At 70.5% G+C, this 15,390-nt stretch carries 16 protein-coding genes; 13 read left to right on the top strand and 3 right to left on the bottom strand.

Annotation, left to right across the window (positions count from 1 at the left end; all coding sequences use genetic code 11):
- Window positions 1-118 precede the first annotated feature (118 nt).
- The 4 genes from BN1555_RS28630 to BN1555_RS28615 all read left to right on the top strand — a co-directional run bounded on the left by BN1555_RS28630 (window position 119) and on the right by BN1555_RS28615 (window position 5,115).
- On the top strand, window positions 119-2,632 hold the full coding sequence (locus BN1555_RS28630) for a DEAD/DEAH box helicase (protein ID WP_093803707.1): 2,514 nt from the start codon (window positions 119-121) through the stop codon (window positions 2,630-2,632).
- A 46-nt stretch (window positions 2,633-2,678) separates the two neighbouring features.
- Window positions 2,679-3,557, top strand: coding sequence for an acyl-CoA thioesterase (locus BN1555_RS28625; protein ID WP_093802056.1), 879 nt, complete (start codon window positions 2,679-2,681; stop codon window positions 3,555-3,557).
- Between the two features lie 412 nt (window positions 3,558-3,969).
- Window positions 3,970-4,416: a VOC family protein gene (locus BN1555_RS28620; protein ID WP_093802055.1), complete on the top strand. Its 447-nt coding sequence runs from the start codon at window positions 3,970-3,972 to the stop codon at window positions 4,414-4,416.
- 210 nt (window positions 4,417-4,626) lie between these two features.
- Complete coding sequence (locus tag BN1555_RS28615; protein WP_093802054.1) at window positions 4,627-5,115, top strand: glutathione peroxidase; 489 nt, start codon at window positions 4,627-4,629, stop codon at window positions 5,113-5,115.
- 81 nt (window positions 5,116-5,196) lie between these two features.
- On the opposite strand, the gene BN1555_RS28610 is transcribed toward BN1555_RS28615, so the two are convergent.
- Window positions 5,197-6,423: an acyl-CoA dehydrogenase family protein gene (locus BN1555_RS28610; RefSeq protein ID WP_093802053.1), complete on the bottom strand. Its 1,227-nt coding sequence runs from the start codon at window positions 6,421-6,423 to the stop codon at window positions 5,197-5,199.
- Between the two features lie 165 nt (window positions 6,424-6,588).
- Between BN1555_RS28610 and BN1555_RS28605 the strand changes: the two genes are divergently transcribed.
- Window positions 6,589-7,236: a TetR/AcrR family transcriptional regulator gene (locus tag BN1555_RS28605; RefSeq protein ID WP_093802052.1), complete on the top strand. Its 648-nt coding sequence runs from the start codon at window positions 6,589-6,591 to the stop codon at window positions 7,234-7,236.
- Between the two features lie 91 nt (window positions 7,237-7,327).
- On the opposite strand, the gene def is transcribed toward BN1555_RS28605, so the two are convergent.
- Complete coding sequence (gene def, locus BN1555_RS28600) at window positions 7,328-7,876, bottom strand: peptide deformylase (RefSeq protein WP_093803706.1); 549 nt, start codon at window positions 7,874-7,876, stop codon at window positions 7,328-7,330.
- A 149-nt stretch (window positions 7,877-8,025) separates the two neighbouring features.
- Here def and BN1555_RS28595 point away from each other — a divergent pair, with 149 nt between their 5' ends.
- The 5 genes from BN1555_RS28595 (at window position 8,026) to BN1555_RS39155 (ending at window position 12,503) form a co-directional block, all read left to right on the top strand.
- A complete protein-coding gene (locus BN1555_RS28595) occupies window positions 8,026-9,264 on the top strand; it encodes a Mur ligase family protein (protein ID WP_093802051.1) in 1,239 nt (412 codons plus the stop codon).
- A 31-nt stretch (window positions 9,265-9,295) separates the two neighbouring features.
- On the top strand, window positions 9,296-10,024 hold the full coding sequence (locus tag BN1555_RS28590) for a type 1 glutamine amidotransferase (RefSeq protein WP_093802050.1): 729 nt from the start codon (window positions 9,296-9,298) through the stop codon (window positions 10,022-10,024).
- A gap of 144 nt (window positions 10,025-10,168) precedes the next feature.
- Complete coding sequence (locus BN1555_RS28585) at window positions 10,169-11,194, top strand: 6-phosphofructokinase (protein WP_093802049.1); 1,026 nt, start codon at window positions 10,169-10,171, stop codon at window positions 11,192-11,194.
- Window positions 11,195-11,305: 111 nt separating this feature from the next.
- Window positions 11,306-12,265, top strand: coding sequence for a cytochrome c oxidase assembly protein (locus tag BN1555_RS28580; RefSeq protein WP_093802048.1), 960 nt, complete (start codon window positions 11,306-11,308; stop codon window positions 12,263-12,265).
- A 79-nt stretch (window positions 12,266-12,344) separates the two neighbouring features.
- Window positions 12,345-12,503 (top strand): hypothetical protein, encoded by a 159-nt coding sequence (locus tag BN1555_RS39155; protein ID WP_176710153.1) that lies wholly within the window; start codon window positions 12,345-12,347, stop codon window positions 12,501-12,503.
- 82 nt (window positions 12,504-12,585) lie between these two features.
- On the opposite strand, the gene BN1555_RS28570 is transcribed toward BN1555_RS39155, so the two are convergent.
- Window positions 12,586-12,990, bottom strand: coding sequence for an SSI family serine proteinase inhibitor (locus BN1555_RS28570; protein ID WP_093802046.1), 405 nt, complete (start codon window positions 12,988-12,990; stop codon window positions 12,586-12,588).
- Between the two features lie 616 nt (window positions 12,991-13,606).
- On the opposite strand from BN1555_RS28570, the gene ppk2 reads away from it, so the two are divergent.
- The 3 genes from ppk2 (at window position 13,607) to BN1555_RS28555 (ending at window position 15,386) form a co-directional block, all read left to right on the top strand.
- Window positions 13,607-14,578: a polyphosphate kinase 2 gene (gene ppk2 / locus BN1555_RS28565; RefSeq protein ID WP_093802045.1), complete on the top strand. Its 972-nt coding sequence runs from the start codon at window positions 13,607-13,609 to the stop codon at window positions 14,576-14,578.
- Window positions 14,579-14,663: 85 nt separating this feature from the next.
- Entirely contained in the window at window positions 14,664-14,834 is a 171-nt protein-coding gene (locus BN1555_RS28560; RefSeq protein WP_093802044.1) for a hydrophobic protein, read from the top strand.
- 159 nt (window positions 14,835-14,993) lie between these two features.
- Window positions 14,994-15,386 carry an STAS domain-containing protein gene (locus tag BN1555_RS28555; protein WP_255306211.1) on the top strand — a complete coding sequence of 131 codons (393 nt, stop codon included), beginning with the start codon at window positions 14,994-14,996 and terminating at the stop codon, window positions 15,384-15,386.
- Window positions 15,387-15,390: the final 4 nt, after the last annotated feature.

The raw sequence follows: 15,390 nt of genomic DNA, 5'->3' as shown, positions 1-15,390 counted from the left end.
CGTTCCCGCCCCATTTGCTCTTGTGGTGTGCCCCGTTGACACGGCAGCGTATCGCTCGCGATCTTCATGGGGCCGTCCGGTTCCCTCTCGAGGGGGGAAGCCAGGCAAGATGGGGGGCGTGACCCTTATCGATCAGCTGCCCCCGACCGACGACCCCGATGCCCTCTTCGAGGCTTTCTCCTCATGGGCCGAGGGCCAGGGCATCAGCCTCTACCCCGCTCAGGAGGAGGCGCTGATCGAGGTGGTCTCCGGTGCGAATGTGATCTTGTCCACACCCACCGGGTCCGGAAAGAGCCTGGTCGCGGCGGGTGCTCACTTCGCCGCCCTGGCCCAGGACAAGGTCACCTTCTACACCGCGCCGATCAAGGCGCTGGTCTCGGAGAAGTTCTTCGACCTGTGCAAGCTCTTCGGCACCGAGAACGTCGGCATGCTGACGGGCGACGCGTCCGTCAACGCCGACGCCCCGGTCATCGCCTGCACGGCGGAGGTGCTCGCCTCCATCGCGCTGCGCGACGGCAAGCACGCCGACATCGGCCAGGTCGTGATGGACGAGTTCCACTTCTACGCCGAGCCGGACCGCGGCTGGGCCTGGCAGATCCCGCTCCTGGAACTGCCGCAGGCCCAGTTCGTCCTCATGTCGGCGACGCTCGGCGACGTCTCGATGTTCGAGAAGGACCTGACCCGCCGCACCGGCCGCCCGACCTCCGTCGTGCGCTCCGCGACCCGGCCGGTCCCGCTGTCGTACGAGTACCGCCTGACCCCCATCACCGAGACCCTGACCGAGCTGCTGGAGACCAAGCAGGCTCCCGTCTACATCGTGCACTTCACGCAGGCGGCGGCCGTCGAGCGGGCGCAGTCGCTGATGAGCATCAACATGTGCTCGCGCGAGGAGAAGGACCGGATCGCCGAGCTGATCGGCAACTTCCGCTTCACCACCAAGTTCGGCAAGAACCTCTCCCGGTACGTGCGGCACGGGATCGGCGTGCACCACGCGGGCATGCTGCCCAAGTACCGCAGGCTCGTCGAGAAGCTCGCGCAGGCGGGCCTGCTGAAGGTCATCTGCGGTACGGACACCCTGGGCGTCGGCGTCAACGTCCCCATCCGCACGGTGCTGTTCACCGCGCTCACGAAGTACGACGGCACGCGCGTCCGCACGCTCCGCGCCCGCGAGTTCCACCAGATCGCGGGCCGCGCCGGCCGGGCCGGTTTCGACACGGCGGGTCTGGTCGTCGCGCAGGCGCCCGAGCACGTCGTCGAGAACGAGAAGGCGCTCGCCAAGGCGGGCGACGACCCGAAGAAGCGCCGCAAGGTGGTCCGCAAGAAGGCCCCCGAGGGCTTCGTCGCCTGGTCCGAGTCGACCTTCGACAAGCTCATCACGTCCGACCCCGAGCCGCTGACCAGCCGCTTCCGTGTCACGCACACCATGCTGCTCTCGGTCATCGCCCGTCCCGGCAACCCCTTCGCCGCCATGCGCCACCTCCTGGAGGACAACCACGAGCCGCGCAAGGCGCAGCTGCGGCACATCCGCCGGGCCATCGCCATCTTCCGCTCGCTGCTCGACGGCGGCGTGGTGGAGATGCTGGACACCCCGGAGGCCGACGGCCGTACCGTACGGCTGACCGTCGACCTCCAGCAGGACTTCGCGCTCAACCAGCCGCTGTCGACGTTCGCGCTGGCCGCGTACGAGCTGCTGGACCCGGAGTCCCCCTCGTACGCCCTGGACATGGTCTCGGTGGTCGAGTCGACGCTGGACGACCCGCGCCAGATCCTCGCCGCCCAGCAGAACAAGGCGCGCGGCGAGGCGGTCGGCCAGATGAAGGCGGACCGCGTCGAGTACGAGGAGCGCATGGAGCGGCTCCAGGAGATCACGTACCCGAAGCCGCTGGAGGAGCTGCTCTGGCACGGGTACAACGTCTACCGCAAGAGCCACCCGTGGGTCGGCGACCACCCGGTGTCCCCGAAGTCCGTGGTCCGCGACATGTACGAGCGGGCCATGACCTTCTCGGAGTTCACCTCGCACTACGAGCTGGCCCGCACCGAGGGCATCGTGCTGCGCTACCTGGCGGGCGCGTACAAGGCGCTGGAGCACACCATCCCGGACGACATCAAGTCCGAGGACCTGGAGGACCTGATCGCCTGGCTCGGCGAGCTGGTGCGCCAGGTCGACTCCAGCCTCCTCGACGAGTGGGAGCAGCTCGCCAACCCCGAGGTGGAGACGGCCGAGCAGGCCCAGGAGCGCGCCGACCAGGTCAAGCCGGTCACGGCGAACGCGCGCGCCTTCCGGGTCCTCGTACGCAACGCCATGTTCCGCCGCGTCGAGCTCGCCGCCCTGGACAACGTCCGGGAGCTGGGCGAGATGGACGGCGAGTCCGGCTGGGACGAGGACAAGTGGGGCGAGGCCATGGACGCGTACTGGGACGAGTACGAGGACCTGGGCACCGGGCCCGACGCCCGCGGACCCAAGCTGCTGATGATCGAGGAGGACGCCGAGCACGGCCTGTGGCGCGTCCGCCAGACCTTCGCCGACCCGAACGGCGACCACGACTGGGGCATCAGCGCGGAGGTCGATCTCGCCGCCTCCGACGAGGAGGGACGGGCCGTGGTCCGCGTCACCTCGGTCGGCCAGCTGTAGAAGCCGGCTGCCCAGCCCGGCCGCACAACCAAGGAGAAGAACCCCCGTGACGACCAACCCCGCCGAACGCCTCGTCGACCTGCTCGACCTGGAGCGGATCGAGGTCAACATCTTCCGGGGCCGCAGCCCCCAGGAGTCCCTGCAACGGGTCTTCGGAGGTCAGGTCGCCGGTCAGGCCCTGGTCGCGGCCGGCCGTACGACCGAGGGCGACCGGCCCGTGCACTCCCTGCACGCGTACTTCCTGCGGCCCGGCCGCCCCGGTGTGCCGATCGTCTACCAGGTGGAGCGGGTGAGGGACGGACGCTCCTTCACCACCCGGCGGGTCACGGCCGTCCAGGAGGGCCGGACGATCTTCAACCTGACCGCCTCCTTCCACCGGCCGGAGGAGGCCGCGTTCGAGCACCAGTTGCCGCCGCGCCTGGACTTCCCGGACCCGGACTCGCTGCCGCCGGTGGCGGACGAGATCCGCGAGCACCTGGGGGGACTGCCCGAGGCGCTGGACCGGACGGCCCGCCGGATGCCCTTCGACATCCGTTACGTCGACCGGCTGCGCTGGACCGCCGAGGAGATCAAGGAGGCGGACCCGCGCAGCGCGGTGTGGATGCGCGCGGTCGGGCCGCTGGGCGACGACCAGCTCGTGCACACGTGCGCGCTGGCGTACGCGTCCGACATGACGCTGCTCGACGCGGTCCGCATCCCGGTGGAGCCGCTGTGGGGGCCGCGTAACTTCGACATCGCGTCGCTGGACCACGCGATGTGGTTCCACCGGCCGTTCCGGGCCGACGAGTGGTTCCTGTACGACCAGGAGTCCCCCGTCGCGACGGGCGCGCGGGGGCTGGCGCGCGGCCGGATCTACGACCGGGACGGCAACCTGCTGGTGTCGGTGGTGCAGGAGGGACTGTTCCGCCCGCTGCCGGCCGCCTGACCGCCCTGCTGCTCCTCGTGAGGCGGACAATCGGGGAGGAGCAGCATGCGGCCCGGGGCGGGCGGGACGCCGTACAGCCGGTCGCAGAGGGTGACGGAACGAGATGCCGGTGTGGCGCAGGTGGGCGGGGAAGCGGCTGGGCGGACCCTGCGGCGGGCCGGCCCGGGCTCGGGGCGTACCCGCCCCTCCCCCGCCCCGGTCGAGGCGCCGCGGTACGGTCCGCCCGAGCGCCCGCCCGGCGTGCGGGACTTCCGCGTCAAGTAGCCTTCGACGTGCGCCCGTTGCCGACGAGCACTGCGATGCCCGCGCCGGGACCGGTGGGGAGGCACCCGCAGGTCCTGGGCCGTACGGCCCAGGCGGTCTACGACCTGCGGCGGTCGTGCGTGCGCGTCGCGGGAAGAGGAATCGGGCCATGACTTCTCCCTCGTGGCCGGAACACCTCGACGTGGGAGCCGTGCGGTTCGCGCGGCCCACCGCCCGTTACGACGACGTCCTCGCCTTCTACCGCGACGACGTGGGACTTCCGGTCCTCGGGCAGTGGCGCGACCACGGGGGGTACGACGGCCTGCTGTTCGGGCTGCCGGGAGCCCCGGTGCACATGGAGATCACACAGCACGGTGCGCCGCCCCTGGTCCCGGAGCCGCATCCGGAGAACCAGCTGGTCCTGTATCTGCGGGGCGCGGAGGCGGTGGAAATGGCCGTGCGCCGGCTGCGGGAGCGTGGTCACGAACCGGTGGAAGCCGCCAACGCGTACTGGCCGGAGCGGGGTGCGGTCCTCTTCGCCGACCCGGACGGCTGGCTCGTGGTGCTCGCGCCATGGGTGTTCGGAGAGGATCCGGTGCCGGTGCGTTCGGTGTGACGGGTTCCCTTCCCCGCCGCGGCCGACTGCCGTCCCCGGCGGAACGCGCGTTCACGGGGCCGTTCCGGGGGGGGCGGCGGCCGGCTTCGGGAGCTCGCGGTCCATGGGTCCGCGTGCCCGCGCGGCACGCCGCCTCCGGTCTCTGGAACAGTACGGACCAGCAACCGACGGCCGGCAGCGCCCGGCCACCCGTAGCCCTGGGAGACACCGATGAGCCTGTACGACATCCCTCTGCGCACCCTGACCGGCGAGCCGACCACGCTGGAGGCCCACAAGGGCAAGGTGGTGCTGGTGGTGAACGTGGCGTCCAAGTGCGGGCTGACGCCGCAGTACGCCGGTCTGGAGCGGCTCCAGCAGACGTACGCGGACCGGGGCTTCACGGTGATCGGTGTGCCGTGCAACCAGTTCGCGGGCCAGGAGCCGGGCAGCGCGGAGGAGATCGGGACGTTCTGCTCGGCGAGCTACGGCGTGACGTTCCCGCTGCTGGAGAAGATCGAGGTCAACGGTGATCACCGGCACCCGCTGTACGACGAGCTGACCCAGGTGAAGGACGCGGACGGCGAGGCCGGGGATGTCCAGTGGAACTTCGAGAAGTTCCTGGTCAGCGGCAAGGGCGAGGTCGTCGGGCGGTTCCGTCCGCGTACCGGGCCGGAGGCCACCGAGGTCGTCGCGGCCATCGAGGCGCAGCTCTCGGCCTGACCCGGCACGCGCGAAGGCGCCGGCCCCGCCCCGGCGGTTCCGGCGCCTTCGCGTACGCGCCCCTGTGGGCTCCGCCGGGCGTCAGCGGATCGGCATGCCCGACAGGGTGCGGGCGATCACGAGGCGCTGGATCTCGCTCGTGCCCTCGAAGATCGTGTAGATCGCGCTGTCGCGGTGCATGCGCTCCACCGGGTACTCCCGCGTGAAGCCGTTGCCGCCGAGGATCTGCACGGCCTGCGCCGTGACCTTCTTGGCCGTCTCGCTGGCGTACAGCTTCGACATCGAACCCTCGGCGGCGGTGAACGGCTTGCCCGTGGCCGCCATCCAGGAAGCGCGCCACACCAGCAGCCGCGCCGCGTCGATCCGGGTGCGCATGTCGGCGAGCTGGAAGGCGACGCCCTGGTTGTCGATGATCGGGCGGCCGAACTGCTCCCGCGTCTTCGCGTAGTCGAGCGCGACCTCGTACGCGGCGCGGGCGGTGCCCACCGCCATGGCGCCGACGGCCGGGCGCGACGCCTCGAAGGTGGCCATCGCCGCGTTCTTCACCCGCTCGCCGCCCTTCCTGGCGCGCTCGCGGGCCCGGGCGAGGCGCTCGTCGAGCTTCTCCCTGCCGCCGAGCAGGCAGTGGCCGGGCACCCGCACGTTCTCCAGTACGACCTCGGCGGTGTGCGAGGCGCGGATGCCGTGCTTCTTGAACTTCTGTCCCTGGGACAGGCCTTCGGTGGCGGGCGGCACGATGAAGGAGGCGTGGCCCTTGGAGCCGAGTTCCGGGTCCACGAGCGCCACGACGACATGGACGTTGGCGATGCCGCCGTTGGTCGCCCACGTCTTGGTGCCGTTCAGCACCCACTCGTCCTTGGCCTCGTCGTACACGGCGCGCGTGCGCATCGCGGAGACGTCGGAGCCCGCATCCGGCTCGGAGGAGCAGAAGGCGGCGACCTTGACGTCGGAGGCGTCGCCGTACATCTGCGGGATCCAGGTGCCGATCTGCTCCTCGGTGCCGTTCGCGAGGACGCCGACGGCGGCCAGGCCCGTACCGGCTATGGACAGGCCGATGCCCGCGTCGCCCCAGAAGAGCTCCTCCATCGCCATCGGGATTCCCAGGCCCGTCGGGTCGAAGAACTGCTGTGCGTAGAAATCGAGGGAGTAGATGCCGAGTTTGGCCGCTTCCTGGATGACGGGCCAGGGCGTCTCCTCGCGCTCGTCCCATTCGGCGGCGGCCGGGCGCATCACATCGGCGGCGAACCCGTGGATCCAGTCGCGGACCTGCTTCTGGTCATCGTTGAGTTCGAGCGTGAACTCGGCCATGTCCCCTCCAGCACTGCGTTCATTTCTTACGTTACTTGCGGTAACGCGAGTCTGTTGTCGCCCGGTGGGCAGTGTCAACTGCCGCAGTACGGACCGGCGCGGGCCACGACCATGGTGTTACGTTGCGCAGGCGTCACGGAATCGCTTTGGGCGGGGAGACACACCATGGAAACCACACAGCAGGACGGGCAGCAGCGCTCCGCTGCCGCACGGCGACGGCGGGAGCTGCTGGAGGCGGCGGACCGCGTGGTACTGCGGGACGGTCCGCAGGCTTCCATGAACGCCATAGCCGCCGAGGCCGGGATCACGAAGCCGATCCTCTACCGGCACTTCGGCGACAAGGGTGGGCTCTACCGCGCCCTGGCCAAACGCCACACCGACGCGCTGCTCGCGGCCCTGCGGGCGGCGCTCGACGCGCCCGCCGAGCGGCGTGAGCGGGTCGAGGCGACACTCGACACCTACCTCGCCGCGATAGAGGCCCGCCCGCAGGTCTACCGGTTCCTGATGCACCCCTCCGAGGACGCGCACCAGCCGGAGCAGGGCTTCGACGTCGGCCGCCACTCGGCGCCGCTGCTGCGCAGGCTCGGCGAGGAACTAGCCACGGTGATCGCCGAACGCGTGGACCTCGGGCCCGACAGCGCACAGCTGGCCCGGGTGTGGGGGCACGGCATCGTCGGCATGATGCACGCGGCGGGCGACTGGTGGCTGGGCGAACGCCCCTGCTCGCGCGATCAGTTGGTGTCCAGTCTCGCGGACCTGCTGTGGGGCCGCCTGGCCGCCGCGAGCGACCGCGCGGGCGGCTCCGGCTTCTAGCCGCCCGGTCGCCGCGCGGAGCCTTTCCCCGCTCCGCTCCTCCGGTGTCCGGGGAGCGGGGGCCGGGGCGGAGCCCGGGTCCCGGCCCGTCCTACGCCTCGCGCCGCCCCCACGGTGTCCGCCGCGCCGCCCGCAGCGCCCTGCCCCGGCGCCAGCCGGTGAGGCGGTCCGTATAGACCAGGCCGTCCAGGTGGTCGCACTCGTGCTGGAGGCAGCGGGCGAAGAAGCCGGTGCCTTCGACACGTACCGGCGAGCCCGTCACCGAAACGCCCTCCACCACCGCCCGGTCGAAGCGTTCGGTGCCCGCCTCGATGCCCGGCAGGGACAGACACCCCTCCGGACCGCGTACGGTGATGCCGTCGGCCTCGACCAGTCGGGGGTTGACGATGTGCCCCACGTGCCGGACGTCCTCGTCGTCCGGGCAGTCGTAGACGAAGACGCGCAGCGGTACGCCGACCTGGTTGGCCGCGAGGCCGACTCCCTCGGCGGCGTACATCGTCGCGTACATGTCCTCGACGAGCCGGACCAGCGAGGGAGCGAAATCGGTCACCGCCTCGCAGGGCGCGTGCAGCGCCGGGTCACCGAGCAGTGTCATGGGGCGTACGAACCCGGAACTGCCGGGAATCGGGCGGTGTCGCATGGCGGCAAGCGTACGTTCCACCGGGTGCTCCAGAGCCCCCGGTGGTGCCGGGGTGCGGGGGCGCGACTGGATCTCGATAGGCTGAGCCCCGACGTTGACCGGTGGACCTGGGGCAAATGCGGCGCCGGATGCAAGGAGGATCAGTGACGATGGCAGGCAACACGGAGCCGTTGTCGCCGCGGGCCAAGCTGGCCGTGACGGCAGGCAAGGCCGCGGCGGCGGTGTCCCGCGCCGCGGGACGCGGCAGCGGATCCGTGATCGGCGGCAAGGTGGCGCTCAAGCTCGACCCCGACCTGCTCGGGCGGCTCGCCCAGCATCTCGACGTCGTGCTCGTCTCCGCGACGAACGGCAAGACGACGACGACCCGGCTCATCGCCGAGGCGCTGCGGGCCAGCGGCCCGGTCGTCTCCAACGCGCTCGGCGCCAACATGCCGGCGGGCATCACCTCCGCCCTGGCGGGCGGCTCGGACGCGAAGTACGGCGTGATCGAGGTCGACGAGAAGTACCTCTCCGGAGTCGCACGGGACGTGACGCCGAAGGCGATCGCCCTGCTCAACCTCTCCCGCGACCAGCTCGACCGGGCCGCGGAGACCCGGATGCTCGCCGAGAAGTGGCGCGAGGGCCTGTCCGGCACGAAGGCCGTCGTCATCGCGAACGCCGACGACCCGCTGATCGTCTGGGCCGCTTCCTCCTCCCCCAGCGTGGTGTGGGTGGCGGCGGGCCAGGAGTGGAAGGACGACGCCTGGTCCTGCCCGTCCTGCGGCGGTGTGATGCAGCGCCCCGGCGACGACTGGTTCTGCGGCGAGTGCGGCTTCCGCCGCCCGTCCCCGAGCTGGGTGCTGAGCGGCGACCACGTCCTGGACCCGCACGGCTCGGCCTGGCCGATCCACCTCCAGCTGCCCGGCCGCGCCAACAAGGCGAACGCCGCCACCTCCGCCGCGGTCGCGGCCGTGTTCGGCGTGCCGCCGCAGGTGGCGCTGGAGCGGATGTACGAGGTCCAGGCGGTCGCCGGCCGGTACGACGTGGTGCGGTTCCAGGAGCGCGAGCTGCGGCTGCTGCTCGCGAAGAACCCGGCGGGCTGGCTCGAAACGTTCTCCCTCATCAACCCGCCGCCCACCCCGGTGGTCCTGGCCGTCAACGCGCGCGGCGCGGACGGCACGGACACCTCCTGGCTGTGGGACGTCGACTACACCCGGCTCGCCGGCCACCCGATCTTCGTGCTCGGTGACCGCAAGCTGGACCTCGCCGTGCGCCTGGAGGTCGCGAACCTGGACTTCCGGGTCTGCGAGACCCTCGACGAGGCCGTGCAGCTCGCGCCGCCCGGGCTGATCGAGACGATCGCCAACTACACCGCGTTCCAGGACCTGCGCCGCCGTGTCGGCAACTAGGCCCGTGTACACCAAAAAAGGACGAGCAAGCATGAGCGACAACAGCCTGCGCCTGGTGTGGATCTACCCGGACCTGCTGAGCACGTACGGCGACCAGGGCAACGCCCTCGTCGTGGAGCGCCGGGCCCGCCAGCGCGGCCTCGACGTCCACCGCGTGGACGTACGCAGCGACCAGCAGATCCCCACGTCGGGCGACATCTACCTGATCGGCGGCGGTGAGGACCGTCCGCAGCGCCTCGCGGCCGAGCGGCTGCGCCGCGACGGCGGCCTGGAGCGCGCCGTGTCCAACGGTGCGATCGTCTTCTCGGTCTGCGCCGGCTACCAGATCCTCGGCCACGAGTTCATCAACGACCTCGGCGAGCGCGAGCAGGGCCTCGGGCTGCTCGACGTGGTCAGCACGCGCGGCGAGGGCGAGCGGTGCGTCGGCGACGTCCTCGGGGACATCGACGAGCGTCTCGGTCTGCCGCCGCTGACGGGGTTCGAGAACCACCAGGGCGTCACGCACCTGGGCCCGACGGCGCGGCCGTTCGCCCGGACACGGATCGGCAAGGGCAACGGAACCGGCGACGGCACGGAGGGCGCGTACAACGACACCGTCTTCGGTACGTACATGCACGGCCCCGTGCTCGCCCGCAACCCGCTCATCGCGGACCTGCTGCTGAAACTGGCCCTCGACGTCAACGCGCTGCCGCCCACCGACGACCGGTGGTACGAGGCGCTGCGCGCCGAGCGCATCGCGTCGGCGACGCAGCCCGCCTGACGGACTGTCGCGGTTCGTACGTTTTGGGGTGTCCAGCTGGCGGACGCCGGTTTCGGCCCCGTCACTCTGCGCGAGTAGGGTGACGGGGATCCAGCCGGACGACGTGGTCCGGTCCTCGGCCCACGTTGCAAAGGTATTCCGGGCATGCGCATTGGTGTACTCACTTCCGGCGGCGACTGCCCCGGCCTGAACGCTGTCATCCGTTCCGTCGTGCACCGCGCCGTTGTCGACCACGGCGACGAGGTCATCGGCTTCCACGACGGCTGGAAGGGTCTTCTGGAAGGCGACTACCGCAAGCTCGACCTCGACGCGGTAGGCGGCATCCTGGCTCGCGGCGGCACGATTCTCGGCTCTTCCAGGGTCCAGCCCGCGCATCTGCGCGGCGGCGTCGAGACGGCCCGCGGCCATGTCGCGGACCTCGGGCTCGACGCGATCATCCCGATCGGCGGCGAAGGCACGCTGAAGGCGGCGAACCTGCTGTCCGAGGCGGGGCTGCCGATCGTCGGCGTACCGAAGACCATCGACAACGACATCGCGTCGACCGACGTCACCTTCGGCTTCGACACGGCCGTCGGGGTCGCGACCGAGGCGCTCGACCGGCTCAAGACCACCGCCGAGTCGCACCAGCGGGTGCTGATCGTCGAGGTCATGGGGCGGCACACCGGCTGGATCGCGCTCCACTCCGGCATGGCGGCCGGCGCGCACGCCATCGTCGTGCCCGAGCGCCCCTTCGACATCGGTGAGCTGACCGAGCTGGTCGGCAAGCGCTTCTCGGCCGGCAAGCGCTTCGCGATCGTCGTGGTCGCCGAGGGCGCCAAGCCGCGCGAGGGCTCCATGGAGTTCGACATCGGCGGCAAGGACATGTACGGCCACGAGCGCTTCGCGGGCGTCGCCCGGCAGCTGTCCGTCGAGCTGGAGGAGCGCCTCGGCAAGGAGGCCCGGCCGGTCATCCTCGGCCACGTCCAGCGCGGCGGCACCCCGACGGCGTACGACCGTGTCCTCGCGACCCGCTTCGGCTGGCACGCGGTGGAGGCGGCGCACCGCGGCGAATTCGGCATGATGACGGCGCTGCGCGGCACGGACATCGTGATGGTGCCGCTGGCCGAGGCCGTGGAGACCCTCAAGACGGTGCCCAGCGAGCGGTACGCCGAGGCCGAGTGCGTGCTGTGACGTTCCTGACGGTTGTCTGAGTGACTGCCCCCGGCCGCGGACGCGGCCGGGGGCAGTTCTAGTCTGTAGCGGACAACCGGCACGAATGGGCATCCCCACGGGAGTACGCAGATGGATCACAGCGGGCACGGCAGCGGCATGGACATGGATCTGCCGCCGTTCACGCTGGGACGGGGGCTGGAGTTCTCCCCCGACCTCTTCTTCCTGGTGGGGTGCGTGCTGGCGCTCGCCCTGTACGGGTGGGGCGTGGTGCGGCTGCGCCGGCGCGGCGACGGCTGGCCGGCCGGCCGGACGGTCTTCTTCGTCATAGGCGTGCTGAGCGTGGCGCTGGTGATGTGCACCAAGCTCAACGACTACGGCATGGTCATGTTCAGCGTGCACATGGTGCAGCACATGGTGATCAGCATGCTCTCGCCGATCCTGCTGCTGCTCGGCGCGCCGGTGACGCTGGCGCTGCGGGCGCTGCCGGTGGCGGGGCGCGGTAACCGCAAGGGGCCGCGCGAGGTGCTGCTGATGCTGCTGCACAGCCGCTACATGAAGATCGTCACCCATCCGGCCTTCACGATCCCGCTGTTCATCGCGTCCCTGTACGCGCTCTACTTCACACCCGCCTTTGACTTCCTGATGGGGAGCAAGCCGGGCCACCTGGGCATGATGGTCCACTTCCTCGCCGTCGGCCTGGTCTTCTTCTGGCCGATCATGGGCATCGATCCGGGGCCGCACCGCCCGGGTTATGTGATGCGGATGCTGGAGCTCTTCGCCGGGATGCCGTTCCACGCGTTCTTCGGCATCGCGCTGATGATGGCGTCCCAGCCGATGATCGGTACGTACGCGAACCCGCCCGCGTCGCTCGGCATCGACGCGCTGAGCGACCAGCACGCGGCGGGCGGCATCGCCTGGGCCTTCTCGGAGATCCCGTCGGTGCTGGTGCTGATCGCGCTGGTGTTCCAGTGGTACCGGTCCGAGCAGCGGGTCGCACGGCGTGCGGACCGGGCGGCGGACCGCGACGGGGACAAGGAGCTGGAGGCGTACAACGCCTACCTCGCCTCGCTCCAGGCGCGCGGCCGCTAGGTCGCCGGTAACGTCGGCACGGTAGCGCGGGAGCCCTTCAGGGGCGACGATGGCCCTCCATCAGGAGAAGGGGGTGCGCATGCCCGGTTCTGTGAAGTCGATGGGAGTGCTCACCGTAGGGACGCTGGTCGTGATCTCGGCGTACACGGTGGCACTGGGAAGCAACGGCTGGCTGTGGTTCGGCTGGATCGTGCTCGGTCTGGTCACGGTCGGACTGGCCGCGTCGCGCAGCCGGTGAGCAGCCCGTGAGCAGCTGCTGAAACGTCACTGCGCGAAGCGCTCGGGAGTGGCCCCGAGCGCGGAGCGCGGGCCCGGAGCGCTCAGAAGCGGAAGACCGGCCCGGTCGCGGCATCGAGCACACACGCGTTCGGATAGGTCTTCTGCCACGCCGCCGAACGCCCGCGCCAGCTGCCCTTGGCGCTCACGGTCACCGGCTCGTACTGCTTGGTGCACGCACGCGGGTTCCCGGGCAGCCGGTCGAGGTCGCCGTCCGCCTTGTCGAGCGCCGCGCACGCGCCGACGGCGTCCGGGTGCGGCCCCGGGAAGCCGGGAGGACACTTCAGCAGTACGCCCCGGATCCAGGTGTTCTCCGCGCCCGAAACGGTGAGGAACAGGCCGTGGGACGGTTTCGGCTCGTCGGGGACGTCCACGGCGGCCCTGGCGGGCACGGCCGCACTCGCGAGGGTGAGCAGAGCGACTGCGGTGAGGGTGGCTGAGGAGCGCATCCGGACCTCCTGGGGCTGGGCAGCTCGGCGACTGAGTGCCGGGAGAGGCCAGGCCACCTCCTGTCACCGCCTCCGGCAAGCGACCACGCGACGGCGTCGCACACACGGGTACGTACGCTGCTCCGTACGGCGGGAAGCCGTACGGTCCGCTCCCCGGACCCCTCGCCCCGCCCGACTGCGGCCGGTGCCCCCGCAGTGGAGCGCGCCGAGGTTTTCATGAGGGAGACGGTGAACGGGTGCCGCGGCCCGGCCGGCATCTCGGGCGCCGGCCCCTGCTCGACGAGGTCGCCCGCGTCCAGGAGGTGTTCGACGCCCGTACGACGGGTGAGCACGGCCCTGGTGCCGCCACCGTGCGCTTCGGGATTCCCCTCCGGACAGCACCGGACTTCAAAGCTCCTTCTCTCCGGTGAGTAGAAGGACGGGGCGCGGGCACATGGCTTCCAGAAAAAACATCCCGAAAGAACACACCTACGGCTCGACAGGAGAACGTGGTGAAGAATTACGGGAGCGCATCCGCCGCGGCCCTCCGTTTCGGTCTTGTCCTCTCCGACGCGGCTCTCGGACCGGTGGCCGTGACCGGCGGCTTCACCCGGTACGCCGACGGCCGAGCGGCAGCATGACCGACGCCGAGGACGAGGCCCTTCTCGAAGGGCTGACGGTCGACAACCGCCACCCCGAGCGGCCCGTCCTGCTCGATGACGACGGCCGGCCGCTGCAGACGTGGCGGGAGAACCACCCGTACGACCACAAGGTCCGACGCCAGGAGTACGAGCAGAGCAAACGGTTGCTCCAGATCGAACTGCTCAAACTGCAGCGGTGGGTGAAGGACACGGGGCAGCGGCTCGTGGTGATCTGCGAGGGGCGTGACGCGGCGGGGAAGGGCGGCACCATCCAGCGCTTCACCGAGCGGCTCAATCCCCGGGGCGCCCGCGTGGTGGCTCTGGACAAGCCCACCGAACACGAGGCGGGCCAGTGGTATTTCCAGCGGTACGTCGCCCACCTCCCGTCCGCCGGGGAAATCGTCTTCTTCGACCGCTCCTGGTACAACCGGGCGGGGGTCGAGCGCGTCATGGGCTTCTGCACTCCGGCCGAGTGCCGGCACTTCCTCCAGCAGACTCCGATGTTCGAGCGGATGCTCACCGAGGACGGAATCCTGCTGGTGAAATTCTGGTTCTCCGTCTCCCGCAACGAGCAGCGCACCCGGTTCGCCATCCGGCAGGTGGACCCGGTGAGGCAGTGGAAACTCTCGCCGACCGATCTGGCTTCGCTGGATCTGTGGGACGCCTACACGGCGGCGAAGGTCGACATGTTCCGGGCCACCGACACGGTTCACGCGCCGTGGACCGTCGTGAAGAACAACGACAAGAAGCGCGGACGGCTGGAAGCGATGCGCAGCCTGCTGTCGCGATTCGACTACGCGAACAAGGACGACAGGGCGGTCGGTGAACCCGACCCGCTGATCGTCGGCCCTGCGGACACCCTCCTGGAACCCGGCGAGGAGAGCACCGTCCTCTCCCCGACCCCTCTCGCCGGCCGCCCCCAGGGGCCGGGTGACCACCCCGGACCTGCGAAGGGCACCTCGCGGTGAGCCGACTGCTCGGCCGCGGCCCGCGGATCGCTGTCTGCATAGCCGGGATCCGGCAGGGCATACGAGTGCTCGGAGGTTGATAATCATGGTTCCCCTGCTACTCGTCCTGCTTCTCGCGCTGATCCTCTTCGGCGCCGGATTCGCCCTGAAGGCCCTGTGGTGGATTGCCGTCATCGTTCTGGCGATCTGGCTGCTCGGCTTCGTCATGCGGTCCGCCGGCAGCGGCGGCCGCAAGGGACGTTGGTACCGCTGGTAGGCCGGCGGTACGCGAGGAGGCTCAGCCGGCATGCGCCGGCTGAGCCTCCTCGCGTGTCCTGCCGCCGCCCGTGACCGGCATGCGCCGTGAAGAACGCGCCGCCGGCACCTCTCGAACCGCCCCTTCAGCCAGAAAGCCGAGAACATGCCCTCTCAAGAAGTGAACCTGAACGTCGAGGTCGAAATCCACGACCCCGGTACGGCCGTTCTGGCCATCGGCGGTGAACTGGACATCGATACCGCGACCTTCCTGCATCACCACTTGGCGAATCAGTTCCTTCACGGCCGGCACCATCTCGTGCTGGACCTCTCGTCCTTGCAGTTCGTGGACTCGTCGGGGATGAACGTGCTGATCAAAGCCGCTCGGGAAGCCCGGGAAGGAGGGGGCGACCTGCGCCTCGTCGCACCCGCCCCTGCGGTCCGGCGCCTTCTCGAACTCACGGGGCTGAGCCTGATGACACCGATCCACGCCGATCTCGAAGAGGCACTCCGCCGGCCCGGGATCCCCGCGCAGACGCCCGCCACGGGCAGGGACGACAGAAGCCGGCAATAGAGCC

This window comes from Streptomyces sp. Wb2n-11 (assembly GCF_001049855.1).
GTDB lineage: Bacteria > Actinomycetota > Actinomycetes > Streptomycetales > Streptomycetaceae > Streptomyces > Streptomyces altiplanensis.
Note: the sequence above shows the minus strand (reverse complement) of the source record. Positions and strands in the feature narration are given on the sequence as shown.

Excerpts from the sequence above, each read along its gene's own strand:
- BN1555_RS28605 (WP_093802052.1), top strand. The coding sequence starts at position 6,589 with ATGGAAACCACACAGCAGGACGGGCAGCAGCGCTCCGCTGCCGCACGG.
- def (WP_093803706.1), bottom strand. The coding sequence starts at position 7,876 with ATGCGACACCGCCCGATTCCCGGCAGTTCCGGGTTCGTACGCCCCATG.
- BN1555_RS28590 (WP_093802050.1), top strand. The coding sequence starts at position 9,296 with ATGAGCGACAACAGCCTGCGCCTGGTGTGGATCTACCCGGACCTGCTG.
- BN1555_RS28580 (WP_093802048.1), top strand. The coding sequence starts at position 11,306 with ATGGATCACAGCGGGCACGGCAGCGGCATGGACATGGATCTGCCGCCG.
- BN1555_RS39155 (WP_176710153.1), top strand. The coding sequence starts at position 12,345 with ATGCCCGGTTCTGTGAAGTCGATGGGAGTGCTCACCGTAGGGACGCTG.
- BN1555_RS28620 (WP_093802055.1), top strand. The coding sequence starts at position 3,970 with ATGACTTCTCCCTCGTGGCCGGAACACCTCGACGTGGGAGCCGTGCGG.
- BN1555_RS28560 (WP_093802044.1), top strand. The coding sequence starts at position 14,664 with ATGGTTCCCCTGCTACTCGTCCTGCTTCTCGCGCTGATCCTCTTCGGC.
- BN1555_RS28585 (WP_093802049.1), top strand. The coding sequence starts at position 10,169 with ATGCGCATTGGTGTACTCACTTCCGGCGGCGACTGCCCCGGCCTGAAC.
- BN1555_RS28595 (WP_093802051.1), top strand. The coding sequence starts at position 8,026 with ATGGCAGGCAACACGGAGCCGTTGTCGCCGCGGGCCAAGCTGGCCGTG.
- BN1555_RS28615 (WP_093802054.1), top strand. The coding sequence starts at position 4,627 with ATGAGCCTGTACGACATCCCTCTGCGCACCCTGACCGGCGAGCCGACC.
- BN1555_RS28570 (WP_093802046.1), bottom strand. The coding sequence starts at position 12,990 with ATGCGCTCCTCAGCCACCCTCACCGCAGTCGCTCTGCTCACCCTCGCG.
- BN1555_RS28610 (WP_093802053.1), bottom strand. The coding sequence starts at position 6,423 with ATGGCCGAGTTCACGCTCGAACTCAACGATGACCAGAAGCAGGTCCGC.
- ppk2 (WP_093802045.1), top strand. The coding sequence starts at position 13,607 with ATGACCGACGCCGAGGACGAGGCCCTTCTCGAAGGGCTGACGGTCGAC.